The organism is Pseudomonas sp. SIMBA_067 (assembly GCF_046534675.1).
Lineage (GTDB): Bacteria > Pseudomonadota > Gammaproteobacteria > Pseudomonadales > Pseudomonadaceae > Aquipseudomonas > Aquipseudomonas putida.
Window position 1 is genome coordinate 1 of the sequence record NZ_JAWRYH010000948.1, and the last position, 251, is coordinate 251.

Here is a 251-nt window from a genome sequence, read left to right on the forward strand (position 1 = left end):
GTTCGCGACTACGACTTCAGTGTCCTGTTGCTGGAGCACAACAAGCATCGGGCAACCTTCAGCACGCCCGAGCACTTTGGCACGCTGCACGGCAACCTGTTCAAGTGTTTCGTAAATTCGCCAACCTACCAGCAGCACTTCAAAAAACCGCCGGTTATCTGCCTGAGTGTGTCGAGCAGCAAAACCTACTACCGCACCGAAAACCAGCACCCTGTACTGGGCGCTGAATACCAGCAGGATGAATACTCGCT

At 54.2% G+C, this 251-nt stretch carries 1 protein-coding gene; it reads left to right on the forward strand.

The window, feature by feature from the left end; genetic code table 11:
- Positions 1-251: putative oxygenase MesX (locus SB765_RS31995; protein WP_410932806.1), on the forward strand; the 251-nt coding region annotated here is incomplete at both ends.